Genomic DNA, 24,131 nt, shown 5'->3' on the forward strand with positions numbered 1-24,131 from the left:
AGATAGAGAGACACCTCGGAGAGCCTTCGACATGTGCGAAGCGGAGGAGGCCCCTACACCCGAAAGAGGATATGGAGGTTTTGGAGTTACACGTGGAGTTGCAAGACACCGAGGGCCCAGTGAAACCTATGAGTTCGAATGTCTTATGCCTTTTATGGCAAAAATCGGGCCGTCATGCAACACAAATTTTTCTGTCATCCGGCTCTGCTAGCATGAAAGTTTGCGGATTCCACTGACGATGCCATCCATTCTCCCGCCCAGTGAGGAACCTCGCGATCCCGCGTCCACCTCCGCTGAAGAGCTGACGGAACGTCCCGCCGTACTGGAAGCCGGCTCCTGGCCGCAGCTTCGGGCGCTGCTGAAATATCTCACCAAGACCGAGGTCCACACCTACGCCTTCAGCGTCGCCGCCCAGGTGATTCTCTCGCTGTTTCCGTTCATCGTGATGATGTTGACGCTGAGCCGGAACCTCTTCCACTCTCGCGCCATGGAGTCCGTCGTCGGTGAGATGATGCGCAACCTGTTGCCGGTGGGGCAGGACTTCATCGTTCGCAATATGCAGCTCCTCGCCCATCCCCGCAAGGGAGTACAGGTGTTCTCCATCGTTATGCTGCTGATCACCTCCACCGGCGTCTTCCTTCCGCTGGAAGTGGCGCTGAATGCCGTATGGGGCGTGAAAGAAAATCGCAGCTACCTGCATAACCAGATGGTCTCCCTGGGGCTGGCGCTCGCAGTGGGTGTGCTTGCCATGGCCTCGGTCGCCGGAACCGCCGGGCAGCAGTCGCTGCTGAGCTGGATCTTCTTTGGCCACACCGACAACTGGGTCTTCAACTTCGTCTCGCATACGGTGCTGAAGATCTTCTCCGTCGTGGCGGGCATTCTGCTCTTCTTTCTGATCTACTGGTTGCTGCCCAACCGGAAGATTCCAGCGGCCGCTGTAATGCCGACGGCCATTGTGGTTGGCCTGCTGTGGCAGCTCGCCAAGGTGGTGTACGTGAAGGCGCTGCCGTGGCTGGACTTCCCGGGAGTCTACGGCCCCTTCTATATCTCAGTGGGGCTGATGACGTGGGCCTTTCTCTCCGGCCTGCTTCTGTTGGCTGGCGGACACTTTTCCGCGAACCGGCATGCGATGCGCATGGCCCGTCTCGCGGAGCAGAAAGAGGCGGCGCAGGCATGAGTGTCGATCTGAAAGGTGCATGGCGAAGCTGGTCGGTTCTGACGCGCCTTATCGCGCTGCTGACGGCCCTGTTTCTGCTGCTGTGGCCCATCAGCCTGTTGCAAAATGCGCTCGGCAACACCGCTCGTGACCTCTGGTTCCTGGCCGGCGGCGCGCTTCTGGTCTGCGTGATTCCGTGGGGCATTCGTCAGGCGCGGATGCGCTTTCTCTGGAGCCTGCGCAACAAGCTCGCCATTACCTATCTCCTGATCGGCCTGGCGCCGGTGGTGCTCTTTGTCACGCTGGTGCTTGTCTCGGCTTATGTCGCGGCAGGGCAGTTCGCGATCCACCTGGTCGCGCAACGGATCCAGACGCAACTGGACCAGATGCAGACTGAGAATACCGACTGCGCCGTGCACTTTGCGCGCGTCCTCGCCCGGCCCGAGACGAAGGTGGATCAACACAACCTCGATCCCAGCCTGCTGGGTCTGGACAAAGCAGAGATGGAGCGCGGACAGGTCGCTATCTTTATCGATCGTCTTCCCGCTCTGCTGGCGCCCGAAGCCGGCATGGAGCACTCGCCGCTTGGTCTGCCGGACTGGACGCCGCCGCGCGAAGGCTTCCACGGCATTGTGATCGATGATGGCCGTCTCTACTTGGCGGCGATCACCCAGCGCCACTCGCGCAACGGGCACGTTGTTACCGTGGTGCGCAGTGTCCCTCTGGATCGACACATCATGGAGCTCACGGCACTCGGCCTGGGCCGCGCGTCGCTTGTTCCCGCGCTGGCAGAGTCTACGGGAAGCTCGCTGCGTAGCAACTTCACGTTGGCTCGGCGTAGCGACGTCAACGTGCAAAGTGTCTCCGGTGGAACATTTCCGGGCGCCGTGAACCTGCTCGATGTTCCGGTGCACTTCTTCTCGACCATTCCCATGACGGTATGGGATACGGCTGCGAAAGAGAACGTTCCGGTCGAGGTCGACTCCCGTCCGTCGCTGCTCTATACCCAGCTCTTCGCCGTGTCGATCGAAGGCCTGATGCCGGAGTTCATCCGGCTTCTGCTGATCGTTCTCTGCATCCTGTTTGCGTTTATAGAGGCGTTCGCGCTCTACATGGCGATGCGGCTCAGCAGCACGATAACGGCTTCGGTCTCCGATCTCTATGCCGCAACGCAGGCCATCGACCGCGGCGAGCTGGCGCATCGCATTCGGGTCACGCGCACCGATCAGCTTGCGGAGCTCAGCCGGGCCTTCAACCGTATGAGCGGGTCGCTGCAGCGTCTGCTGGCCGAGCAGCAGGAGAAAGAGCGGATGCAGAATGAGCTTTCCATCGCGCAGGAGGTCCAGGCCAATCTCTTTCCTTCCGTCGATGTGAAGATACCTTCACTGGAGCTCCATGGTGTCTGCCGTCCGGCGCGAACCGTCTCCGGTGACTACTATGACTTCCTTGTCTACCAGGACGAGGGCCAGCCGCCCAGCGGCCTCGGCATCGCGATTGGTGACATCAGCGGCAAGGGAATCTCCGCTGCGCTGTTGATGGCGACCCTGCACTCCGCTGTGCGCGCTTACCGGTTTGCCAGTGAAGAGCTGAGCCAGCCGATTCATGCCGCGCAGGATCACTGTGAAGATCTTTTCGATTCGCCCGGACACATCCTTGGCCTGCTCAATCGCCATCTCTACCGCAGCACCCAGCCGGAGAAGTATGCCACGCTCTTCCTGGCGCAGTACGACATCGCGCGCTCGCGCCTGACGTACTCCAACGCCGGCCAGTTGCCGCCGCTGGTGCTCTGCCGTGACCGTTCCGTGCATCGGCTCGATAAGGGCGGTACTGTCGTCGGCCTGATAGACAACATGGAGTACATGGATGACGCCGTCACGCTGCAGGTCGGTGATATTTTCATTGGCTACTCCGATGGCGTTACGGAGCCCGAGAACGACTTCGGTGAGTTTGGCGAGCACCGCCTGTTGGAAGTGGTATGGCGCTACCGCAACGAGCCGCTGCATGTCATCTCGGCGCAGGTGCTGCAGGCACTCGATGCCTGGATCGGTGATGCTGAACAACCGGATGACATCACTCTTGTCCTCGCCCGCCGCGTGTAGGGAACAATCGAGTTTAAAGTCAGACGGTTCGAGCCAGGCTCGAACCGTCTTGATTTTGCTACTTTGTTCTAAACCCCAAGCTTACGCGGGTTCGAACTGTGTCTGGATATCCCACGCGGCATTGGAGCTCTTCTTGTCGACCTGTGTTTTGCCTTCGACGACTGCGCTCAGGATGCGAACGCTCTCGTTGAGGGCCCGCGACTCTGTCTTCAGAGTGGATGCAACCGAGGAGCTGGACTCCGCGTTCGCGGCCGACTGCTGCGTGAGGGTTTCCATGCCAGAGAGCGAACGCGAGATCTGAATGATGCCCTGTGTCTGCTCACGGCTGCGGAGATTGATCTCGTCGACCAGGCGCTTGACCTTGGAAGACTCTTCGGTGATGCCGGCAATGGCTGCCGTTACATCGTCGAGTCTTGCCTTACCGCTCTGCGATTTGGAGATCGACTCACCAAGCAGCTCGGCGGAATCGCGAGCCGCTTCGGCGCAGCGCTGCGACAGGGTACGGACCTCTTCGGCGACGACCGCGAAGCCGAGACCCGCATCGCCTGCACGGGCCGCTTCAACTGCAGCGTTCAGTGCGAGGATGTTGGTCTGGAATGCGATCGTATCGATGATGGCGATTACCTTTGAGATCTTGCCGCTGGCGGCAGTGATGCCTTCCATGGCGCGAATCAGTTCGTTGAGTGAGGAGTTGGACTCAATGGTCTTCGCCTCGGACATGGCAACCAGCTCAGCCGTCGAGCTGCAGCTATCGCTGCTGGCCTGCGCCATGGCGCGAATCTCTTCTGACGACGCAGAGATCTCTTCGATGGAAGAAGCCTGGCGTGATGAGCTCTGCGACAGGCTCTCGCTCGACTCCGATACCTGGTCTGCGGAATCCGATACACGGTTGGCGCGCAGCGCGAGATTCTTGGCCAGCTCACGCAGAGGAGCGCTAACCTTTCTCTCCATGATCACCAGTGAGCCGCCGGCGACCACCAGGGCAACCAGGAAGAGTGCGATGCCCAACACGGCCTGAACGTGGTTGGCCGAGGTCACCGCCTCCAGCTCCGCGCGATAGCTCGTGCTGCCCACTTCCGTACGAAGCTCGTCGATGGTCTTGTCTAGCGCCGCCTGGTCACGCTCGAGTGTAGCGAGCATATTCGGATCGGCGCTTGCCGGATTGGCAATCGCCTTCGCATAAGCACCGCGAGCACGCTCATGCAGCTCCTGGTAGCGAGCGATCAGCTCACTGGCCTTCTGGCCGTACGTGGGATTGTAGGAGAGCTTCTCCTTCGCAGCTTCCAGAGCGCTGATAACGGCCCGGGTCTCCGTGTCGCCGGTGTTCAACGCTGACGGATCCTGCAACATCAAAGCATCCTTGTAGGACTTAGCGACTCGCTGTGAACTGGACTCCGCGAGCTGGAGGTTGGAAGCGCCTGGGAACAGGAAGTCAGACGCTACGTGAAGATGGCGTTGTACCGTGGAAGTGGTGATCGCCATCAGCGCAAAGAAAAAGACATACCCGAGCGCAAGGGCGCCGATACTCCAGAAAAGTTTGCCACGAATGCCCATTACAGTTAGCTCCAAAAGGGATAATCAGTGTCTCAATGGCGACAGAGTGTGGTGCACAACTAGCACTGCTCTTTAGAGCAGTGACTAGTTGTTTGCTTCAAAGTTGATTTCTACGGTGACCGTCTCGGTCGCGTCGCCGGGAGCAAACTTCCAACGCTTCACAGCATCAACGGCAGCGGAAACCAGCATCTTGTTCGGGCTATCGGACTCAGCCTTCAGAACGTTGCCACCTGCATCGACGGTTGCCGCAACGCGGATCACGCCGCCAATGTGCATCTGCTTGGCGAGAGCAGGATAGGTGGGAGGGGTCTTCGATACAGCCTTGCGCGACTGCGCATGAAGAGAGTTGGTGGTCAGAAAGAAAAGGCCGGCGGCGAAAAGCACCAGAGAAGACTTAGGTGACAAGGCGTACTTCATGAGAGGGCTCCTTAGGAAAGTCATTCACTCCCACTTATCGGCACCTTGGTCATCGCCATTAGAGAAACGGCGGTATTACGACATATTTTTTTAATGTGCTAAACCGGGACTGCTGCGTCTCACGAAACTTCAAGAGCTGCCGAGCCATTTATCTCGTAAATACTGCGATTTAGAGGGCTTTGCAGCGCCAGGAGAGGCGTGCGTAGATGAAGCTATATGAAGCCGATACAACCGCTGCACTAGTTACCTTTAGCACTGTCCTATTTCGAGACATGGGTACGTTTGCAGATTCGAGAGCCCATATCTTGGGTACCCCATTCACGCGGAGCGTGAGTAGAAAATTCGAGCGAAGCTCGAACGAGGTGGGAGCCGTGGGCTTCTAGCCCACGGTCTATTGGCTTAATAAAAAGTGGGCTTTTCATGATCCACAGAGAACAGTCCAGGGCTAAAACCCGGCATATTGTTCGGGCCTAAATCAGCGGACTGAAGCCCGCTGCTCCCACCCGAAACGGTCGCGCATCGCGCGATATCCCACCCATCGCGATGAGATGGATGGGGCACCCAGTTCCGAGGTTAGTTTGGCGCTCGGCTTACTTCACGCTGAATGCCTTCACTCCAATGGCATTCGGCTGGGCGCCTGCCGGCAGCATGGTGAACAGCTCCGGCTGTCCATTGCGTCCTTTGGTGCGAATCACCGCGACATCCCCGGATTTCGCATTCGCGGCGAGCAACAGGTGTTCATCCCTAGAGAAGGCGAGAGCATCGGGCGCTGTACCGGTACGTACGCTGTTGACTCGTTTTCCATCCTCGATGCTGTAGAGGCTCAGCATATCCGCGCCGAAATTTGAGACCCAGAAGCTCGTGTTATCGCGACCGATCACACCGTGAACGGGATGCGTGCCGATCGGAAACGTGTTGCTGACCTCATTAGTCCAGCCAGAGATTTCAGAGATCGTGTTCGAGTCGAAGTTCGAAACAAACAGCTCAAAGCCATCCGGCTTGAGCGTGATCTGCATCGGCGTCTCCCCCACGTCCAACATGGTCAAAAATGCATCCCGCTGCAGCGAGGGATCCTGCTTGCCGCGCCATTCGTTCGGGTCAGCAGCAAGCCATACTGCCATCACCTGGCGATTCGAAGAGCAAGTCACAAAAACCTTAGTCGAGTCGCCAATAATGGCGGCATCCGTCGCTCCGGGGCAGTTGCCCCAGGTGCTGCGAAGCTTTAACGGAGGAGCGTTCTGTTCTGTGGATACGGCATAGACCGAGACCGATCCTGAAGCCCGGTTGGTGACCACAACCGCGCGATTGTCCGGTGCTACCACAACGACACCCGGCTTCTCCCCGGCGCCCACAGCCGCGATCTGCCGGCGCGTATCCAGATCGATGACCGAGACCGAGTTCGAACCGGAATTAGCCGTATAGGCACGCTTTCCATCGGGAGAGACTGCAATGGAGTAGGGACCGCGCTGTACGCCGATGGTGGCCTCAATGCGATTCAGCTCCGTATTGATCACCGTGACGGTGCCCGAACCTGCATTGGCGACGTACACCTCATTCCGTAGCGGGTTCACAGCGATGCCTGAGGGTGACTGGCCTACCTGCAGCACCTTGTCCTGACGCAGGTACACCAGGTCCAGCACGGTGACGGTGTTGGCCGCGCCGTTGGTGACATACGCAAATTCGCGATAGTTTGCCGGGTACTCCGGAAAGGCGCCGCGCTTGCAACCGGCGAGGAGTACCAGCATGGCAGGAAGGGTAGCCCGTAACAGCGATTTCACACGCACAGATGCGAGTGTATCAATCCCGCGCCCTTGCAAAGCAATGCCATGAAGGCTACATTGCATAGGAGCCAGAGGGAAAACGAGACCTTGCTTCGCAGTTTCTTCATCGCACTCTCCCAAAACAGACAGATGCGCGCGTTTTCTGAGCGCTCCCCCATCGGCCGCCGGATGTCCAGCCGCTTCGTCGCCGGTATGACTCTGGATGAGGCGCTGAAAGCCTGCAAAGAGCTCAACCGCCAGGGCATGGCCGTGACACTCGATGCTTTGGGAGAGAGCGTCCTCTCCGAGGAACACGCCCGTCGCACCGGCAGGCTCTACGCGCAGATGATTGAGGCGATCACCCAGCGGAACCTGAAGGCGAATGTCAGCCTGAAGCTGACGCAGATGGGCATGGATCTCGATCCGCTGCTGGCCGAACAGGTAGTCGGCGAACTGGTAGACCAGGCCGCCCGTGTCGGAAACTTCGTGCGCCTTGATATGGAAGGCTCCGCCTATACGGAAGCGACGGTGGCTATGACCGAGCGTCTCTTCCGCAGGTACGGTGCTGCCGGAACCGTGTTGCAGGCCTATCTCTACCGCACCGAGCAGGATGTCGAACGGCTGTTGGGGCAGGGAATCCGCATCCGGCTCTGCAAGGGCGCTTACAAGGAACCGGCGTCGCTCGCCTTCCCGGAGAAGGCCGATGTCGATGCAAACTACCTCAAGCTCGCGAAACGATGCATGACCAGTGGAGTCTTCTGCGGGATAGCAACGCATGATGAGCGCATCATCGAAGAGCTGAAGCGATTCGCCGCTGAAGCGAAGCTGCCGAAGACAGCCTTCGAGTTCCAGATGCTCTATGGAGTGCGGCGCGATTTGCAGCGTGAACTGGTCGAAGAGGGCTGGGGTGTGCGCGTCTATCTGCCCTTCGGCCCGGAGTGGTACCCCTACTTTATGCGTCGTCTTGCCGAGCGTCCGGCGAACGTGCTCTTCCTGGCGAAGAACTTCTTCCGGAACTAAAGAAGCCCACGCCGTAGCGTAGGCTTCTTGGGGAAGATGAAAGCTTAGTTGCTCGCCTTCAGCGTCTGCGACTTTTCGGCGAGCAGCTTCTCGACGAGTTCGGTGGTCTCCTTGACCAGCTCCTCATGAGCCTTGCCGGTCGCAGGACCGGAGAAGCCGGCATGGATCTCCCGCACTTTGCCTTCGCGATCGACGAAGAAGCTTGTCGGCCAGCAGTTCAGATTCTCAGCGCCGGTGATCTTCTCATTCAACTGGTCAGTGGTTCCGGCCAGCAGCACGGGATAGGTCACGTTGTAGCGCTTGATAAAGGCCTTCACGCGGACCGGATTCTTGAGCTGGTCTTCATCCTGCTCAAAGGTCAGACTTACGACCTCCAGCCCTTTGCTATGGAACTTCTTATAGAGCGACTCAAGCAGCGGAGCCTCATCGTGGCAGTTCGGGCACCACGATCCGCCAATCGCTACGAGGACGACCTTGTCCTTGAACTCCGGGTCCTTGCTGGAGACAGTCTTGCCGTTCAGGTCAGGGAAGCTGAAAGACAGCGGCTGTGCCGGATCCTTCCAGCGGGTCTGTTCTGTGGTGGCCGTAGGAGGAGCCAGGTTCTCCTTGCGCGCGTCGGCTGGACGGCGAGCCGTCCACTGCTGGTCGTCCTTGAGAGCATTGGTGACCACCAGGGTGCCGTCATCCTGCGGCTTCAGGGTATAAAGAGCGGGTCCGGCAGCCGTGAAATGCGACAGGACATACTGCTTTGCGTCGGCGTCGTAGTTGCCGTACAGGCCGCCCGTGTCACCGTCGATACGCAGAATGGCGCCCTTCACTACGGTGGGTGTCTGCTCGATCTTCATGTTCCAGGCCGACTCACCTTTGCTGGACGTGCCGACGGCAATCTCCCAATCGCCGTGGATATCCGGCCCCTTGGCCGCGGCGGGCTTGGTCACGGAGCCACGGTGCAGCGCCAGCGGATACTTCGTTGTCACCGTGCCGAAGGTGCCAGTCAGATCGTCTCCCTTGACGGTTGCGTCGACCTTGCGAGCGAAGTAGTCAAAGCTCAGCACCAGGTTTCCATTCGTAGCCGAGCCGCTGGTAGCCTCCCAGCGCTCCGGGCCGCTTAGAAAAGCGCCCTTCACTCCATTGGCTTCCTGCTTGAGCTCCAGCTTGACAGGGACCTTCTGCCCATGGATCTCGGAGTAGCCCTCCCACGTACCGGTCAGGGCCGATTGGCCAAGTGCCGGCAGGGAGAAGGCGAGAGCAGAGGCGAGTGTGACAAGACGTGCATTCATGGTCATTTCCTTGCTGGTGAACGGTTCAGGTGGTTTTCTCCGGGGCAAAATAAGAACGCCCACGACTTCGGGGAAGGTCGCAGGCTCGCGGGAGAATTGGATGTTTTTGGATTAGGAGGGAATCAAGCTGGGATCGCTTGACTCTACCGTCCGAAACGCAATTCCACGGCGGCCTGCTGCGGACAGCAGCAGCGGCAACAACAAGCGTGGATGGCGTAATGTGACATCTTCTGTACGATAATCGCTTGCGTCCTGGCGGGTCAAGTTCGGCCAGCCAGGACGTTGGCTTCGAATATTAGATGCAGCAACCTCTACGGTTGTTGCGGGAGCATCGGCTCAACCTGCATCAGGTTGTTGAGCGTAGAGCGCTCCTGCGGCGTGAAGTCACGGTAAGCAGCGGAGTTAAGGGCGTTCTGCCGCTGCTCCGGGGGGACCCGGCGGAGATCGCGGAAAGCTCGCGCCACCATCCGGCGGCGTTCCGTCGGCAGTGCACCAAGCTGGCTCAATGCGCCACGGACCTGCTGCCGCTGCTGCGGCTCCAGTTTCTCCATCGCCTCTGCCCGGTTGATGACACGCTGCCGCTGCTGCGGGGGCATGGCGTTCAACTGGCCCAGCCGGCCCATCACCCGTGCCTGGGTCTCCGGCGGAAGTTGCTGGAAACCGGGCTCGCTGCGTAGAGCATTCTGCTGCTGTTGCGGGGTCAGGTTGCGGTGCTTGTCCATCCACTGGGCAAGATGTTCGCCACGGCCGCCGCCTCCGGCGGGTGGGGGTGGCATCTGGCGTTGTGGCGGCGGTGAACCCGGCCGACGCTGCTGAGCCAATACCGGCATGACCATAGCGGCCATCAGGGCTACCTGTGTCACTCTCCGCATTGTGGCTAAGCAGTTCATTTCCGTACCTGTACTACGCGTCAAAGATAGCAACTTTCGCGGCAAAAGCCAGCGTGAAATATCAACGCCAGTGTTACCTTTCCGCTCCCAGCCGCACGCCTGGGATTTCCTTCGTATAGAAAGCCAAGAATCCCCTTCTATTAAAGGACCCAAAGCTCGAGAAAAGGATGTGGTACGGGCTCCTAGGTCTGAGGAGTCCCGTCTTCGTCCTGAACAGCGTCGTCCAGAAGATCCATCTCCTGGATCGCCTGGTCGTTGCGATCCAGAATTTGAAGATCGTCAACCACAGCGGCTCGCGCCGGCGGCGTGGACTTCAACTGTGTAAGAACCCCTGCGCCGCCCAGCATCAGAACCAGCGCCATGGCTCCGGCCATCATCGGCCGGAACTGGGCTCCGGTGTTATAGAGCAGGCGGGCGCGCATACGCTCCAGGAATCCTGCGGGAGCAGCCTTCTGCTCGGCGCGGATGCGGGCGTTCACGCGGGTATCAAACCACGGAGAAGGCTCAGGCGCCGTCCAGGCGTCCATTGCCGCAAATGTCGCACGCAGTTCCTTCAGCTCGACACTGCACGGTTCACAACCGGACAGGTGAGCCTGGGCCGCACGCGAGGGAGCCTTTGCCGGGTTGAGTACCAGGTCTTCTAGCTCGTTTTGGAATTCATGGCAGTTCATGACAGTTCATCCTGGCGCCGACGCGCCTTATACAAAATCCTTCAGTTTCACCCGCAACGTCTGGTAGGCGCGGAATAACAGCGATTTAGTAGCGGACTCAGATAGTTTAAGGACTTCTCCTATCTGTTTGTAGTCCATTCCCTGATACTTGTGCATCAAAACGGCGTTCTTTTGCCGTTCCGGAAGAGCCAGCACATGTTGCCGGATGGCCTGCATACGCTCGTCCCGTAAAAGGTCGGCCTCAATATTCGGCGTATTGTCGGCCACATCAGGCATGGTTCCGGTCTCATGGTCTGGCTCATCCAGGTGCACCGTCGGGGCAGAGCGCTCGTGCTTGGTGTCACGCGCATAGTTCACGCCGAGGTTCGTGGCGATGCGGTATAACCACGTCGAAAAACGGGCTTCGGCGCGATAGGTCTCACGCGACCGGAAGACCCGGAGGAAGACCTCCTGCGCCAACTCTTCGGCAACGGCCTGGTTGTGCACCATGCGATACATAAAGCTCACAATTGGCTTGCGGTACTTCGCCAGAAGAATGTCGAAGGCGGCAAAGTTGCCGGCCTTCAGCGCCAGCATGGTCTGGACGTCGTCATTGGCCGCAAAGTCGGCCTGCATGCCTGTCACCGCCGGGTCGGGAAGGGTGACGGTCTGGAGGTCCGGATTGAGCGCCATCGTGCCCATGTCTTTCTGAACACGGTCCTCGGCAGGAGGTTGCGCGCCTTCCTCCGGGAATTTAGCTGATCGTGGCTCCGGCATTCCGTTGGCCTATTCTACCGGTTGAGATGCGGGTTGCGGCCAGTGGCGTCATCAGGGCGTCAATGGTATCTTGGATAAGGTCGTCGAGGCGGCGTGTGTAGCGGTCCGCGGTCCGGCCCAACCTTTATAGGGCGCATAACTCAGCGGTAGAGTGCCACCTTCACACGGTGGAAGTCGTAGGTTCGAATCCTGCTGTGCCCACCATAAAATCAACAACTTACAGGCTGTGGCGAAATGGATTTGATGCCATTTGATGCCAAATTGCACCGGTTGGCATCAAGTGCGCCGGTTGTACCGGCTGCATCCTTCCTATGTCGCTGGCGGCTCGGTTGACTCTGCGGTGAGCATTTCGAAGACCGCGCCGACCATTTGTTGCACACTCTCCGGCAGCTCCTGCATGTACTCGTTTGCCGTCGTGTCGGCTCTTGAGTGCCACAGATGCGACTGGACGTCCTTCATCGACCCCAGCTTTTGTGCACGCGTCGCAATCGTTCGGCGAAGCACCTGGAAGTTCAGCTTGGGAACTCGATCTTCCCAACCCGGCGCTGGCCACAATCGAAGACGTTGCGCGAAGCGGCGACATCACAGTCCGTATGGACAACCGCAGGGTTGTTACGTTCGACCCATTGGAGCTGCGGCACTTTGATCACGGCTCCGCTGTCACGTCGCACAGCTCGCAAGGTTTGACTGCGGAACGTGTTCTGGTCAACGCAGACACCGAACTGCATCCTGAACTCCTCAATGCACGATTTGCCTATGTAGCAGTGTCTCGGGCGTCTCGCGAAGTCAACGTGTATACCAACCGTGCTTCCTCCCTTGGAGAAAAGCTTGGTCACGACACTCCGAAAAGCTCAGCATTGGAGCTTTCCGCTAACGCATTGGGACATACGCCGAACACTGAGCAGGGCGCGAAGATTCCAGTCGTTATCCGAACGTCTTTCAGCTTCCCGTACGCAAGCAGCGATGCCTTGGGAGCCAGCGCATTTGCAAATGGCAGCATCTCAGGGGTCGCTCGCTGCCTGACTTGGCGGGGACAAGCGCTTTTCAAAACGATATATGAGTTCGCTCTTTATCCCATGATTCTCTGCGAAAGCAAACCTCAAACGATCATTGAATTGGGATCTGGCACCGGAGGGAAGGACGCCTTCCCGACATCGAAGTCCTCTCCCATCTCAGCAAGTACACTCTTCCTGGGGACTACTTGATTGTTGAGGACAGTCTGACAAAGGCGGGCGAACTCGCCGTCATCGACCGAGTGTGGAGGGGAAAACTTGGCGTGGACACGAGATACACGGATTTTTTCGGAAGGAATGCCACCTCCTGCGTCGATTCAATTTTTATAACAATTTAGCTCAATGAACTGACATTGCAGGAGTGTGCTCCAGATCGTGTTGTCACTCTTCTTACTGACAACGGTAGCCTTTTCCCCGAAGATGAGAGAACCGAGATAAAAATTGACCGCGAGGAGATGGCGTATCTTGGCGATCATGCCATAGTCAGGTCGCCCGTTTCGCGCGGCTGTAGTGTTCGGTCATGCCGGAGCATGGTGCATCGCCACCAGTGAATATCATTGCGTTAGCTGCGATACCTACTGTCAGATCGAACATGACGAATTGATGAACTAGAAGCTGTTGCCTGTCTTCGTCTCGCAGATCTGATCTGAAATGGCATCGTAAATTTTGGCGGCATGTGTTTGACGTCGTGTTGACCTGTGAGGCAATGCACATCGGGTCTTACGGGCGGTACGTAGGGGTAGTCTACACCGGCTACCTGCGTAATCTCTTTAGACGCCAGCTTCCTATAGATTCCTCGGGAGTCGCGCTCCATGCAGATATTCAACGGGCAATCTACATAGACTTCGAGGAAGCCACGATGCAGCAGCTTTGCACGAGCCGACTCACGATCCTCAGCATCGGGCGAGACTGCACATATTAAGATGATCAAGCCTTGCCTCATCAATATGAGTGCGTCCGCCATTTAGGGCGGAATCGTGATCTCGAAGGGAGTCGAGGATATATCCAAAGAGACGGTGTGCTCCATCTGCGGTGAGGGAATTCCGCATCCCGAAGTCATGTACTAAGCTCAGCATCGGCCGGTTACTGAGTCGTCTGAGATTCGACAGCAGGTTTCCTGTCTTCTGCTCGCGGTAGTTGTAGATCTCTTGTTCTGCAGCAGTCGTTGGAGCTACCTGCCGGTGCAGGTTCCGGATATGTTTGATTCGATCTACGACTTCTTCTCGAGAAACATGTTCGTACATGATCCGGCAAGCTCCTCTTGAAAATCTCAATTTGGGAGTCGCAAAGACAGACGTACGCTACTGATCGACAACTACTATTTAGCATAAGGACGTAGTCGGAACGAGAATGGTTACCCAGCTTCGAAGTCCACAATTGCCCAGCGAACTTTGAGAGCGTGACCAATTGTTACAAATCGTTACCCTAAGCATGCTCTGAATGGGTTGTACTGATTACACCTAATCGTACTTGCATGCCGGCGTGTAACCACTGTTCCACCCGGCATGCTTTTTTTGCGAAAAAGGTGCAGCTCGGGATCGGGGTCAGGATGCTTCCGGTCACTACAAGCCCAGCGGTAGCGATTGCCTCTGCGAGGCTCCCCTCGTTTCTAAGTGTGCGGATGCGCATTCCGAGACGCTGACAAATATCAGTTACCACCTACTTAGCCTTTATAAGATTTATTAGAAGCAATGAGCTCGTGCTGATTGCTGTGTTTCGAAATCGAATTAGGAAGATATAACGAAAAGCGCCTGTCACAGGGCGCTTTTTCTTTGTTCGCTACGCCGCAAGTCTCTGTGGTTGTTACGACATGAGAGTGAATTGCGGTAAATGTTGAGCGGTTCCTGCGCCTCTCCAGAGTGCAGTTGTCGTGGTATGACGATTGCTTCATTACGGCCATAGCAGCAGTTTGCTGCATGTTTCCCCGGATCCCTGAAGGAGAGTTCGAGATGACTACGTACACACTAAAAAGTCGAGCTGTCGCTGTACTGGTTGTAATGCTGCCATGGTCTTTCATTGGACAGACTTCTAAACACAAGATGCCTTCTCCGACCGCAGCACCCGTAACGCCATCCGCACCCGCAACCACCGTCATGCCAGCAGCGATTGCTTCCATCACCGTGGAAGGCCACTCCGCAGGTGACATTCTGCAGGCCGACACCGCTATCACACTGCAGGCGACAAGCGCCGAGATGCAGGCCGCACCTGGCACCTATAACGACATCCCTCGCTTTCTGATGACCGAGCCAGGCGTAACCTTCGATACCGACTCCAGAAACACCTATATGGTGAACGGCGGTAACCCGATCGAGAATCTGTATGTCGTCGACGGTGTTGAGATCGCGAACATCAACCACCTCAGCACCAGCAATTCCTCGGGTGGCTTTGTGTCGATGCTTGATACCGACGCGGTCTCATCGGTCAGCCTGCACAAGGCGCTCTATAGCACGAAGTACACCGGAGCTCTGTCTTCCGTTCTCAGCGTGAATACGGCTTCGCCGGCTGCGCAGAGGCGGCATCTGCAGATGGATGTGGGTTATGCCGGCATGGGTGCAATTTACAGTCATCCGCTGGGGAAGAAGGCCGCATTCCTCACGCAGTATCGTCGTAGCGTGATCAACTACTTTACCGATGACATCGGCATCGGCGGTGCGCCGATCTACTCCGGTATGCTGGCTCGTGTTGATACGCATCCGACTGGAAAGGATACGGTCTTCGGTCTGTATATTGGCGGCAACGACAAGATTGCACTCCATCCTAATCTGCTGGACAACGAAGATCCGGGATATGTCAGCACAACGTATACAGGGAATCGCGGTATCTATGCCGCGACGTGGAACCACATTGTCTCCGGCAACACGCTGCTGACAAGCCAGGTGAGCTACGCGTCATCGCATACAACGACCTCGCAGGCGAATGAAATGCAGAATAATGCTCCGGTGTACAGCGATGACCTGAAGGAAGGCCTCAGCAACGGCCGCTTTGAATGGCTCTCTGACAGGCGTAATTTCAAAGTGCTTCTAGGGACAACCTTCGGTGTTCGCCAGCTTGACTACAGCATCAATCAGGCGAAAGGCTTTCCCAGCCCCTACAACATCGACCCTCTTCCGGTGAATGCAAGCGATGTCCAGTTCAACGGAAATCCGATGGACCAGGCAGCCTACGGTCAGTTCACATGGAAGAAGTTCCGCAAGCTTGAAGCGAACCTCGGCGCTCGCATGCAGCGGTTCGGCCTGAGCGGAGCGACAGCCGTTTCTCCGCAGGGCAGCGTCATGGTGCAGCTCACCAAGGGCGTGCGCTTCTTCGGCGGTGTTGCGAACTATAGCCAACAGGTGCCGCTGCCTACGACGCTGGGCATTGCATCGAACCGCACCCTGAAGCCGATCTCCGATGTGCAGTACCAGGTAACGGTGGTCTATGAGAATGAGCGTGGAGATCGCTTCAGCCTGGGCGGTTATCACAAGGTGTACTCGATGTATCCGGTATCGGTAGAGCATCCGACGCTCAGCCTGGCCAATATCGTGGATACCTTCGGACAGCCCTTCCTCTATATGCCGATGGTCAGCAAAGGATCGGGTGTTTCCAACGGCGTCGAGGCTGAATTCAACTCCAGCTTCAGCCGCAAGCTGTTCGTTCGCGCGAACGTCGGCCTGGGACGTTCGTTCGCGACGGCTCTGGATGGCGTCTCTCGCCGCACCAACTATGACATGCCTTTGCGGACTAACCTGATCACCGCTGTCCGTATCGGCAAGAAGCAGATGTTCACAACCCGCTACTCCTCGCACACGGGAACGCCGTACACCCCGTACCTGGTGGCGCAGTCGCAGCTTCAGCAGCGGCCGATCTATGACATCACCAGCGTCAACACCGCACGTGGCACCGACTATCAACGCATCGACGTTCACTACGAGGTGAATCTCCAGAAAGAGGGCCGCGGTATGAAGCTGTACGGCGGACTCGATAACGCCCTCAACAACCGGAACTATTACCAGTACGTCATGATTCCGCACTGCCCGGGTTGCGGACCCTACGAACTGACCCAGATGAATCGCTATCCTGAGTTCGGGCTCACCTGGGCCTTCTAAACGAAATACCTTGACGTTGCCATGGGCCGTCTCCGGATCGTATCCCGGCCAGTGCGTTGCATTGGCCGGAATCGTCTGCGTGGTTTTCTCAATGATCTGCTCGATGGTCTCGGCCGAGATCGATGGCGTGCGGCCGGGACGGCGCATCCTTGAGCGCCCGGAATGCCGAGCGAGATATGCATATCCTCCGCCTGCGCAAGAAGCTTCATGAGCCCACACGAGCTCGACCACAACTGCGATACGATTAGCCGACGTTCTGAGGCCCGGATCGTCCCGGCTCGTGTGGATGAACCATTCCGCGTTGACAGGTTCACTGTCGACACGATGTCCCGAGAAATACGATATGCAGACGTCAAACTGAACCTGCACGGGGTCGAATCCGTTGCAGTCTGGGAAGTCCAATATCAAGCAGGACCATAGCCGGGGGCCTGCATCGCAAGAGTTCCAAAGCACGGCGGCCGTTATGAACGAATTCGGCGCTCAACTATGTTGTTCGAGAAAGCATGTCGGCGTGCGGCACATGGCGGCGTTACCATCCACGATGATGACGGCCCGATGCATCGCTGGGTTGAGCTGTACCGGTTCTGAACTTTGCTTCTGTCCCACCTTGTGTATCGGCCTCTTTCTCACCTGCTGATTTGTTACATACACGAGTTATGACAAATCGTTACGAAGAGTGACATTCCATTACGGAACCTCCTTACTACTCCTACGTCATACCTCTTAAACGTGGCCCGAGGGATCACCATGAACACCGAGAATGCACCTACCCTTGTTTTGCCCAGCCGAACAGCCAATTGGCTATGGTGCCGACCAATTTACAGCTGGCTGACGGTCCTGATAGCCAAATCCTGTCTGGAAGGTCTGCTGGCTACAATGCTGTCCCTATTGCTGGCCGGATTTACGTGGATTCGGTTCTACAGAGATGAGCTGTTTCCGCCACGGAGGGAGATTGTTCCTCCCGCCATGAACAGCCGCGCGCACGCAAACGTGGTGTTATCGCTGTTTGCAATTCTTGGGCTTGCAAATGGCAGTTACGCATTCGGCAGGCAGTGCGGATCGAATCACACAGGAAATTACTGCTCACAGCTGTTCCTCATCCTGAAATTGAAACGAAGAGATTCGAGCACAACACATTCGATGAAAGGCGAAAACCCTGATGAGTGAACCAGAAAATCCGACTGTTCCTATCTGCAAACCGGATCAGAAGCGACTTGGCGAGAACTTCTTCCAAACCGCTATCCCGATCTTATTCGTGGATGACGTAAGCCGAAGTGTCGCTTACTACGAGCAAAGCCTTGGATTCAATTTGCAATGGAATATCGACTCCCAATCTGCTCTTGTGACCCGAGGAGACTGCACTCTTCTCCTCGCCACCGCAATGCACAACTCGTCACCTTCCCGGGTGTGGATCGAAGTCGATGACGTGCAGGACCTCTTCGAAGAGTTTCTCATCGCCGGGGCTGTAATTGTCGGTCCTCCGGACGATTTGGAGTCCGGCACAGAGATGCAAATTGCCGATCTTGACAACAACTTCCTTTGGTTCGCAGAGCCGAAGCCCTTACTCCATTGAGCGCCGAGTTTAAACAAGGCAGATGAACGTCGTGACCAATCGTTACGCAGTGCGACATCCATAGACCACTTGCAGATCTTTAATGAACTTATGGTGGCCGGGATAGACCACCTTTAGCCCACGTAGGAGAAGCAAAATGAACTTCTTTCCAGTTCCTCCCCATCTCACAACCATCCGCGGTTCAGGCATGGCAGGTGCCGTCCTGATTCTGGGTTCCATGGGAGGCTCCGTGGCAGCTCAGCAATCAGTTGGCGGCCAACCCATTGGCGGCCCGCCTCCCCCATTCAAGCCGGTTGTGACTATTCGTTACGGCGGCGCGTACAACGGACCGCGCAATGCTCCCCAAAGAACCATTACCGGCCTGGTTAAGAACAAAGAAGGCGAGGTCATGTCGGAGGCGATGGTCTACCTCAAGGATATCCAAGGTAAATCCACACTTGTGGCAATCGTTGACTCCACCGGCAGCTTCCACTTCGGCCCCCTGTCTTTAGAGCACGACTATGAAGTTTGGGCGGAGGCAGGCGAACTGAAATCTCCAAAGAGGTCAATCAGTACATTTATGGCACAGAACGAGGTCTCGCTACCGCTGTTGGTAGATGTGCCAGAGAGACATCAGGGTGAGCCCACCTTAAAACGCCGGCCTGAGGCCCCCGCTTCTACAGAGCCTCGGGCTTCAGAGGGAGCGCAGCTTGGGCGACAGAAGGAGCAGATATCGAAGAACTAACATGCTGCGCAAGCTACGCATTTATTTCTATGATGCTGCTCACGACGCGAGTCACAAACCAGCTTTACCGCCATGAGGCTCCCGTAAGGAAACCAAACCTCGCCGCGAGCTGTTGGGAGCTACGCACCCGCATTCTGGCGATGACGATGCACAATCTACAACCGGATCGTTACACATCGTTACACTCCTCGGAGACAAAAGGGCATACCCTCAGATTGCCAAAACGAGAGCGTCAAGCGCGACTCCGAAGAAGGATGCATCATGTTGCTAAGCCGCGTCGGTCTTTTGCTTCTCTACCTGTTTTTCGCTTTCCAGATGCCGCACCCTCTACCCGCCCAGGCTAAAGATATCTCCGGCACTTGGGTCGCCAAGACGGAGGGTCCGATGGGAGCTATGGAAATCGTCTATGTTCTGAAGGTCAAGGACGGACATATCACGGGCCAGCAATCCCTCCCCTTTGGCGATTCACCGATTACGGATGGTGTCATTAACGGCGAAACCTTCCATTTCACTGTCGAGCTGGAGTCCTTTGGCACGCTGAGCAAACGCGAAGTCAACGGCAAAATTGTTGGCGACACTCTGAAGCTCACGCCGGTGATGCCCGTGCCGCCCCCGGGGGCCGTAGAAGCACCGCCAACCACGAATACGTCCCCAGCCGCTGGTGCCTCACCGATGCCGTTACTTCACATTGGAGAAGTCACGGCAGTGCGCGGTACTCCCACACCGTCGTACCGCGCACCCGCGGTGGATTACTCAAATCTGCCGAAGATTGTGTTGCCGACTCTTCATACGAGTGACTATAACGGCTTGGCGAAGACACCGCCAATGGGTTGGAACTCTTGGAACAAGTTTCAGACTCACATCGACGACAAGACAGTACGTGGTATCGCCGACGCGATGGCCGCGAACGGCATGAAGGCCGCGGGATACGAGTACATAATCATTGACGACGGCTGGCAGGGTAAGCGAGACGAACAGGGTATCCTGCAGCCCAATCCGAATTTCCCAGACATGAAGGCGCTCGCAGAGTACGTCCACGGTAGAGGGCTAAAGATCGGTATCTACTCCTCACCCGGGCCCCGCACTTGCGGAGGCTTCGAGGGAAGCTACGGACACGAGGCTCAGGACGCCAGGACTTGGGCTGCATGGGGCATGGACTACCTGAAATACGACTGGTGTAGTGCCTCACGCGTTTGGAAAGAGACAGAGATGCAGGCCGTCTATCAGCTCATGGGCGATGCACTACAGTCTACGGGCCGCTCGATCGTTTACGCGCTTTGCCAGTATGGACGGGCCGACGTCGAACAATGGGCGCCGCTGGTCGGTGGCAACCTGTACCGCACCACGAGTGATATTCGCGACAGCTACGATTCCATGACGAGCATCGGCTTCGCACAAAGCCGCCTCGCGTCCTTTTCCGGTCCTGGCCATTGGAACGATCCGGACATGCTCGAAGTCGGCAATGGCCGCATGAGTCAAGACGAGTACCGCACTCACTTTGCACTTTGGGCAATGATCGCCGCGCCACTTATCGCCGGTAACGATCTTCGGGATATGACGCCCGAGACACACGAACTGCTTACCAACAAGGAGATTATCGCAGTCGACCAAGACGCGCTTGGTGCGGGTGGCAAGGAGTTATACAAGGAAGGCGACATTCGTGTCTGGAGCAAGCCTTTGGCGTCAGGCGACGTGGCGATTGCGGTTTTCAACACGGGAAGCGCAGCGCAGACCGTCACTCTGTCCAAGCAACGTCTTGGCCTCGACAGCCAGTTTGCCGCTCAAAATCTGATTCTTCATAAAGCGGTGAGCGAAGACCAGGGTGTGATGGCAGTTCGGATTGCACCACATGGGGTAAGCATGTTCCGTTTTCACAAGAAGCCGTGACTCGATCTGCACAGGGCAATATTTGAGACCGAGCACGGCGTGCCTTGATCCATTGTGAAATCTTGTGTGGCGCTCGGCATCAGGCTGTCGCAGCTTTTGCGCCAGATCGAGGTGATGTCAAAGATTTGAGGGCACGTTACTTTGTGCGCGGTAGTTTGCGCTGAAAAAATCGCTTCAACTTTTACTCAGGACTTGGCTGGAGCCGCCAGGACAAAGTTCAAGATCGTGACCAATTGTTACCCTGAACATGCTCTGAATAGGTTGTACCGATTGCACCTAAACATACTTGCATGCCGGCGTGTGATCACTGTTCCACCCGGCATGCTTTTTTGCGCGAAACTGTACAGTTCGGGATAAGGGTCACGATGTATGGAGTATCTGCGCTTTAATTACGGTGTAGATGAAGGGACCTATCGAATCTTCTAGATTCATGGGCCGGGGCCACAAACACTCGGCTTTGCTGGACTATGGACGCTGTTCGTGCCAGAGTTCCGCGAGGAGGTACGTTTCCGTTATCTGGGTGTCCAGAAGATTCATAACGTAGAGACGGATGTCATCGCCCTTGCACAGATTCCCGGAAGATCAATTCCAGGCTTCATCAAGATGGAGGCCCACACCCTGCCCATGTTACAGCAGGGGTTTGCATGGATCGACCGTGAAACCGGTCATATCCTCAAGATCCGAACAGAATTGCTCGCGCCTATCCCGGAGATTGAGATGCAACAGCTTACTTCTTCAATTGAATTTAGTGCCGTCCACATCACCGGTGTCCACGAGATCTTCTGGCTTCCCAGGCAAGTGGATGTCCGGATGAACTGGCATCAACGCTGCGGAGGCGAACTGCACAAATACAGCAATTATCGGCTCTTCACGGCAACGATCAGGATACTGCCCCAGTGAGCCATCCGCTTTTGCCGGGACGTAGCCCTGATGGCGCATCACCTGCAATCAGCATCGAGTCTTGTGAGTGAGCTTGGAGGACGCGGGATCTAAACGAGGTCTTCCCCTCCTCGCCAGATCCCGACCTTCATCCGGCCCCAGTTACTCTGGCGGTGGGGGCGGGTCCCCTGGGTTTGGTCCCCCATCCGGACCGGATTCCATGCGTTTCTTCTCTTCAGCCACCTGCCGGTCGAAGTCCTTACGTTGCGCTTCGTTGAGCAGAGAACGGATCTCTTCGTTCGAGCGATCCCGAATGGCCGTGATCTTGGGGAACTTATCTTGCATGGATGTCTCTTGATCGGCGAGGAGCTTCTCAATCGCGTCCTTGCGCCGCTGCAATATCGGAAGAATCCTTGTCTTTTGATCGTCCGATAACTTCAGGACCTTGTTCATGCGCTTGAGTTCTTTGTCGGGATTACTTCGATCCGCCATGGGTGGCGGGTCTCCCATTGGCATCTGGGCCCATGAACGAGATCCGGGACAGATCGAGAGCATGAGCGCGCCAACTATGGAAAGAGTAATAAGCGTTCGCTGGGACATACAGTGGAGCTCCTATGTGACGCATCCTACGCGGTAAACAAAGAGTTCAAAGTCATATTGGGTAACGATTTGTAACCTCTTGCCGGCGGTTATGGACGCAGGCATTGTTGATTACTCATCGCTGTCGGAACGGAAGGGCAGAAGAACCTGTGCACCTACTGCTACAGAGCGCGCTGGGCGAAGGAGATGGGGGGTGACGAGAACCAAAACCTCCTCGGTGTCTTTTTCGCGGTCTCCCCCGGTCGACGCGGTCTGGAAACCGGGAAGTTCACTCAATCCCGGAATTCCATTGAGTGCTTTGGACTCCTGCACTGTGAGGCTACTGGATAGGGCCACGGTCTCCCCTGATCGGGCGGCGATATCACCGATGAACTGACGATTGGTCAGGATCGGCATATCATTCAAGGAACTCCCCGAAAGATTACGGAATGTCAGGTCGAGATGAAGTTCGACGTTGTCCGCGTGCACTTTGGGAGTGGCGGCTAGAGTGAATCCAAGGTCTTCGTATTGCACCTGGGGGACGGTAGAGCTGCTAGACGTCGAAGATTGGCTAGAGGTGACGATCGAGGAGTACTGGGAGGTAGCGATTGGGTAACGGCTTCCATTTCGCAAGATGCCTTTCTCGCCGTCTTTCACCCGCATTTGCACTTTATCAACCAAGCGACTGTCTGAGGAATTGAGTGCCAGATGGAGTGTCGTTGTTCCAAACGAAAGCCCGCTCCAACTGATTCCCCCGCCAAAGACAGCGAAGCCTTGCCCGAGAGGGGAGCTGCTGGCGTAGCCGCCCTCGATTAAGAGAACCGCAATGCCGAGAGTATCGTCAGACGTAACCAGTCCCGCCGAGATCGCCTGATTGACGACGGATTGGTTGTCGGAGATCAACTTACGGACTTCCGCGCTGACATTGAAGACGCTCGCTTCCTGAGGAAGTTGGAGCCCGATATTGCGAGTCTTCGAGCGTGCCAGCTGATAGACCTCCACATCAATTACAACTTCCCCACGAGGACGAAAAATCTCGTCGAAGGTTTCATTGAACAGCAGGAGACGATCCTCCGAGCCACGAAGTGTGATCTTCTTTTCGCTGGTTTCCACGTTAACGTTGCGAATTCCGAGCAAGCCTTTCGCGATGTTTTGAATCTCAACGACTTGATCGGGCTGGAGTGAGGAGGCATTGAGCGTCTCATAGCCCAGAGGATCGAAGTGCTGCCGATTCTCGATCGTATCTTTGTAGACTATGGCGCGATCCTCCGCCACGGGTACAAGAAAGGTACGGGTAAGCATTTCCAGCCCTCTACGCAGATCGCTGAAGGATGCATCGTCGAGATCGATACGGATCATTTCGTTGGAAACCGATACATCGAAGAGCGTACCGATGCCGAAGGCTGTGAAGCTTTGCCGAATAAGCTCCTGGGCGGGGGCTTGCATGTGAATGCTTATCCGCCGACGCCTGGGATGAAGAGTTACCAAAGTTTCAGCTTGCGGAGCGAGAACCAATGGGCTTTCGCGAGTTGTATCGTCGCCTCCGCCTCGAAGCGTTGCAGTGTTCGGTGGCGAGGCTGAGAACGTCTCATCTGTTACTTTGTCAGTGGCCAACTTCCTCTTCCTGTAGTTATCGGCTATTGCGGCCGCAGCTACGTAAACCCTGCTGGTGCTATCGAGAGCGAGTGCCTCGTGAAATTTGGAGGACGCAAGAGCGAAGTTGGCTTTCGCAAAGGCACGAGCGCCGGCCAGATAGAGATCCTCCGCCCGATAGCGCTGTTTCGGGGA

Annotated in this window: 22 protein-coding genes and 1 tRNA gene; 11 read left to right on the forward strand and 12 right to left on the reverse strand. The window is 56.7% G+C overall.

All coding sequences use genetic code 11. From position 1 onward, the window contains the following. Positions 1-238: 238 nt before the first annotated feature. Together OHL21_RS14865 and OHL21_RS14870 are read left to right on the forward strand one after the other, a co-directional pair. The gene (locus OHL21_RS14865) at positions 239-1,177 is read left to right on the forward strand and encodes a YihY/virulence factor BrkB family protein (protein WP_263418069.1); all 939 of its coding nucleotides are present in this window, start codon (positions 239-241) and stop codon (positions 1,175-1,177) included. Then, on the forward strand, positions 1,174-3,255 hold the full coding sequence (locus OHL21_RS14870) for a PP2C family protein-serine/threonine phosphatase (protein WP_263418070.1): 2,082 nt from the start codon (positions 1,174-1,176) through the stop codon (positions 3,253-3,255). Before OHL21_RS14865 ends, OHL21_RS14870 begins: the two co-directional genes overlap by 4 nt. 81 nt (positions 3,256-3,336) lie before the next feature. Here the strand turns inward: OHL21_RS14870 and OHL21_RS14875 are convergent, their stop codons facing one another. The 3 genes from OHL21_RS14875 to OHL21_RS14885 form a co-directional block, all read right to left on the reverse strand. Further along, complete coding sequence (locus OHL21_RS14875; RefSeq protein WP_263418071.1) at positions 3,337-4,809, reverse strand: methyl-accepting chemotaxis protein; 1,473 nt, start codon at positions 4,807-4,809, stop codon at positions 3,337-3,339. An 84-nt stretch (positions 4,810-4,893) separates the two neighbouring features. Continuing rightward, positions 4,894-5,226 carry an energy transducer TonB gene (locus OHL21_RS14880; protein WP_187142960.1) on the reverse strand — a complete coding sequence of 111 codons (333 nt, stop codon included), beginning with the start codon at positions 5,224-5,226 and terminating at the stop codon, positions 4,894-4,896. 590 nt (positions 5,227-5,816) lie between these two features. Further along, entirely contained in the window at positions 5,817-6,971 is a 1,155-nt protein-coding gene (locus tag OHL21_RS14885; RefSeq protein ID WP_263418072.1) for a YncE family protein, read from the reverse strand. A gap of 165 nt (positions 6,972-7,136) precedes the next feature. Here OHL21_RS14885 and OHL21_RS14890 point away from each other — a divergent pair, with 165 nt between their 5' ends. Continuing rightward, positions 7,137-8,006, forward strand: a complete 870-nt coding sequence (locus OHL21_RS14890) for a proline dehydrogenase family protein (RefSeq protein WP_263418073.1) — start codon at positions 7,137-7,139, stop codon at positions 8,004-8,006. A gap of 44 nt (positions 8,007-8,050) precedes the next feature. On the opposite strand, the gene OHL21_RS14895 is transcribed toward OHL21_RS14890, so the two are convergent. The 4 genes from OHL21_RS14895 to OHL21_RS14910 form a co-directional block, all read right to left on the reverse strand. Then, positions 8,051-9,286: a TlpA disulfide reductase family protein gene (locus tag OHL21_RS14895; RefSeq protein WP_263418074.1), complete on the reverse strand. Its 1,236-nt coding sequence runs from the start codon at positions 9,284-9,286 to the stop codon at positions 8,051-8,053. 311 nt (positions 9,287-9,597) lie between these two features. Continuing rightward, complete coding sequence (locus OHL21_RS14900; RefSeq protein ID WP_263418075.1) at positions 9,598-10,158, reverse strand: DUF3106 domain-containing protein; 561 nt, start codon at positions 10,156-10,158, stop codon at positions 9,598-9,600. A 200-nt stretch (positions 10,159-10,358) separates the two neighbouring features. Further along, the gene (locus OHL21_RS14905) at positions 10,359-10,847 is read right to left on the reverse strand and encodes an anti-sigma factor (RefSeq protein WP_263418076.1); all 489 of its coding nucleotides are present in this window, start codon (positions 10,845-10,847) and stop codon (positions 10,359-10,361) included. Between the two features lie 27 nt (positions 10,848-10,874). Continuing rightward, positions 10,875-11,603, reverse strand: coding sequence for an RNA polymerase sigma factor (locus OHL21_RS14910; RefSeq protein ID WP_263418077.1), 729 nt, complete (start codon positions 11,601-11,603; stop codon positions 10,875-10,877). Between the two features lie 129 nt (positions 11,604-11,732). Here OHL21_RS14910 and OHL21_RS14915 point away from each other — a divergent pair. Further along, positions 11,733-11,807: transfer RNA gene (locus OHL21_RS14915), tRNA-Val, on the forward strand. 105 nt (positions 11,808-11,912) lie between these two features. On the opposite strand, the gene OHL21_RS14920 is transcribed toward OHL21_RS14915, so the two are convergent. Further along, complete coding sequence (locus tag OHL21_RS14920; protein ID WP_263418078.1) at positions 11,913-12,062, reverse strand: hypothetical protein; 150 nt, start codon at positions 12,060-12,062, stop codon at positions 11,913-11,915. A gap of 53 nt (positions 12,063-12,115) precedes the next feature. Then, positions 12,116-12,331, reverse strand: coding sequence for a hypothetical protein (locus OHL21_RS14925; protein WP_263418357.1), 216 nt, complete (start codon positions 12,329-12,331; stop codon positions 12,116-12,118). Between OHL21_RS14925 and OHL21_RS14930 the strand changes: the two genes are divergently transcribed. Next, positions 12,287-12,808, forward strand: a complete 522-nt coding sequence (locus OHL21_RS14930; protein ID WP_263418347.1) for a hypothetical protein — start codon at positions 12,287-12,289, stop codon at positions 12,806-12,808. The two genes, OHL21_RS14925 and OHL21_RS14930, sit on opposite strands and share 45 nt — an antisense overlap. Positions 12,809-13,178: 370 nt before the next feature. Here OHL21_RS14930 and OHL21_RS24515 read toward each other — a convergent pair whose 3' ends face one another. Further along, the gene (locus OHL21_RS24515) at positions 13,179-13,580 is read right to left on the reverse strand and encodes an adenylyl-sulfate kinase (protein WP_399258586.1); all 402 of its coding nucleotides are present in this window, start codon (positions 13,578-13,580) and stop codon (positions 13,179-13,181) included. A gap of 985 nt (positions 13,581-14,565) precedes the next feature. Here OHL21_RS24515 and OHL21_RS14935 point away from each other — a divergent pair. The 6 genes from OHL21_RS14935 to OHL21_RS14960 all read left to right on the forward strand — a co-directional run bounded on the left by OHL21_RS14935 (position 14,566) and on the right by OHL21_RS14960 (position 21,785). Then, positions 14,566-16,701, forward strand: coding sequence for a TonB-dependent receptor plug domain-containing protein (locus tag OHL21_RS14935; RefSeq protein ID WP_263418079.1), 2,136 nt, complete (start codon positions 14,566-14,568; stop codon positions 16,699-16,701). Positions 16,702-17,448: 747 nt separating this feature from the next. Next, on the forward strand, positions 17,449-17,868 hold the full coding sequence (locus tag OHL21_RS14940; protein WP_263418080.1) for a hypothetical protein: 420 nt from the start codon (positions 17,449-17,451) through the stop codon (positions 17,866-17,868). Continuing rightward, on the forward strand, positions 17,861-18,274 hold the full coding sequence (locus OHL21_RS14945; RefSeq protein WP_263418081.1) for a VOC family protein: 414 nt from the start codon (positions 17,861-17,863) through the stop codon (positions 18,272-18,274). The genes OHL21_RS14940 and OHL21_RS14945 overlap by 8 nt, the downstream gene beginning before the upstream one ends. A gap of 136 nt (positions 18,275-18,410) precedes the next feature. After that, positions 18,411-18,998 carry a carboxypeptidase-like regulatory domain-containing protein gene (locus OHL21_RS14950; RefSeq protein WP_263418082.1) on the forward strand — a complete coding sequence of 196 codons (588 nt, stop codon included), beginning with the start codon at positions 18,411-18,413 and terminating at the stop codon, positions 18,996-18,998. Positions 18,999-19,259: 261 nt separating this feature from the next. Next, a complete protein-coding gene (locus tag OHL21_RS14955) occupies positions 19,260-20,885 on the forward strand; it encodes a glycoside hydrolase family 27 protein (RefSeq protein WP_263418083.1) in 1,626 nt (541 codons plus the stop codon). A gap of 480 nt (positions 20,886-21,365) precedes the next feature. Then, on the forward strand, positions 21,366-21,785 hold the full coding sequence (locus OHL21_RS14960; protein WP_263418084.1) for a hypothetical protein: 420 nt from the start codon (positions 21,366-21,368) through the stop codon (positions 21,783-21,785). A 141-nt stretch (positions 21,786-21,926) separates the two neighbouring features. Here OHL21_RS14960 and OHL21_RS14965 read toward each other — a convergent pair whose 3' ends face one another. Together OHL21_RS14965 and OHL21_RS14970 are read right to left on the reverse strand one after the other, a co-directional pair. After that, positions 21,927-22,364 (reverse strand): hypothetical protein, encoded by a 438-nt coding sequence (locus tag OHL21_RS14965; protein WP_263418085.1) that lies wholly within the window; start codon positions 22,362-22,364, stop codon positions 21,927-21,929. Positions 22,365-22,475: 111 nt separating this feature from the next. Next, positions 22,476-23,858 carry a type II secretion system protein GspD gene (locus OHL21_RS14970; protein WP_263418086.1) on the reverse strand — a complete coding sequence of 461 codons (1,383 nt, stop codon included), beginning with the start codon at positions 23,856-23,858 and terminating at the stop codon, positions 22,476-22,478. Positions 23,859-24,131 lie beyond the last annotated feature (273 nt).

Source organism: Terriglobus albidus, assembly GCF_025685425.1.
GTDB lineage: Bacteria > Acidobacteriota > Terriglobia > Terriglobales > Acidobacteriaceae > Terriglobus > Terriglobus albidus.

Excerpts from the sequence above, each read along its gene's own strand:
- OHL21_RS14865 (WP_263418069.1), top strand. The coding sequence starts at position 239 with ATGCCATCCATTCTCCCGCCCAGTGAGGAACCTCGCGATCCCGCGTCC.
- OHL21_RS14870 (WP_263418070.1), top strand. The coding sequence starts at position 1,174 with ATGAGTGTCGATCTGAAAGGTGCATGGCGAAGCTGGTCGGTTCTGACG.
- OHL21_RS14875 (WP_263418071.1), bottom strand. The coding sequence starts at position 4,809 with ATGGGCATTCGTGGCAAACTTTTCTGGAGTATCGGCGCCCTTGCGCTC.
- OHL21_RS14880 (WP_187142960.1), bottom strand. The coding sequence starts at position 5,226 with ATGAAGTACGCCTTGTCACCTAAGTCTTCTCTGGTGCTTTTCGCCGCC.
- OHL21_RS14885 (WP_263418072.1), bottom strand. The coding sequence starts at position 6,971 with ATGCTGGTACTCCTCGCCGGTTGCAAGCGCGGCGCCTTTCCGGAGTAC.
- OHL21_RS14890 (WP_263418073.1), top strand. The coding sequence starts at position 7,137 with ATGCGCGCGTTTTCTGAGCGCTCCCCCATCGGCCGCCGGATGTCCAGC.
- OHL21_RS14895 (WP_263418074.1), bottom strand. The coding sequence starts at position 9,286 with ATGAATGCACGTCTTGTCACACTCGCCTCTGCTCTCGCCTTCTCCCTG.
- OHL21_RS14900 (WP_263418075.1), bottom strand. The coding sequence starts at position 10,158 with ATGCGGAGAGTGACACAGGTAGCCCTGATGGCCGCTATGGTCATGCCG.
- OHL21_RS14905 (WP_263418076.1), bottom strand. The coding sequence starts at position 10,847 with ATGAACTGCCATGAATTCCAAAACGAGCTAGAAGACCTGGTACTCAAC.
- OHL21_RS14910 (WP_263418077.1), bottom strand. The coding sequence starts at position 11,603 with ATGCCGGAGCCACGATCAGCTAAATTCCCGGAGGAAGGCGCGCAACCT.
- OHL21_RS14920 (WP_263418078.1), bottom strand. The coding sequence starts at position 12,062 with ATGAAGGACGTCCAGTCGCATCTGTGGCACTCAAGAGCCGACACGACG.
- OHL21_RS14925 (WP_263418357.1), bottom strand. The coding sequence starts at position 12,331 with ATGCAGTTCGGTGTCTGCGTTGACCAGAACACGTTCCGCAGTCAAACC.
- OHL21_RS24515 (WP_399258586.1), bottom strand. The coding sequence starts at position 13,580 with ATGGCGGACGCACTCATATTGATGAGGCAAGGCTTGATCATCTTAATA.
- OHL21_RS14935 (WP_263418079.1), top strand. The coding sequence starts at position 14,566 with ATGACTACGTACACACTAAAAAGTCGAGCTGTCGCTGTACTGGTTGTA.
- OHL21_RS14940 (WP_263418080.1), top strand. The coding sequence starts at position 17,449 with ATGAACACCGAGAATGCACCTACCCTTGTTTTGCCCAGCCGAACAGCC.
- OHL21_RS14945 (WP_263418081.1), top strand. The coding sequence starts at position 17,861 with ATGAGTGAACCAGAAAATCCGACTGTTCCTATCTGCAAACCGGATCAG.
- OHL21_RS14950 (WP_263418082.1), top strand. The coding sequence starts at position 18,411 with ATGAACTTCTTTCCAGTTCCTCCCCATCTCACAACCATCCGCGGTTCA.
- OHL21_RS14955 (WP_263418083.1), top strand. The coding sequence starts at position 19,260 with ATGTTGCTAAGCCGCGTCGGTCTTTTGCTTCTCTACCTGTTTTTCGCT.
- OHL21_RS14965 (WP_263418085.1), bottom strand. The coding sequence starts at position 22,364 with ATGTCCCAGCGAACGCTTATTACTCTTTCCATAGTTGGCGCGCTCATG.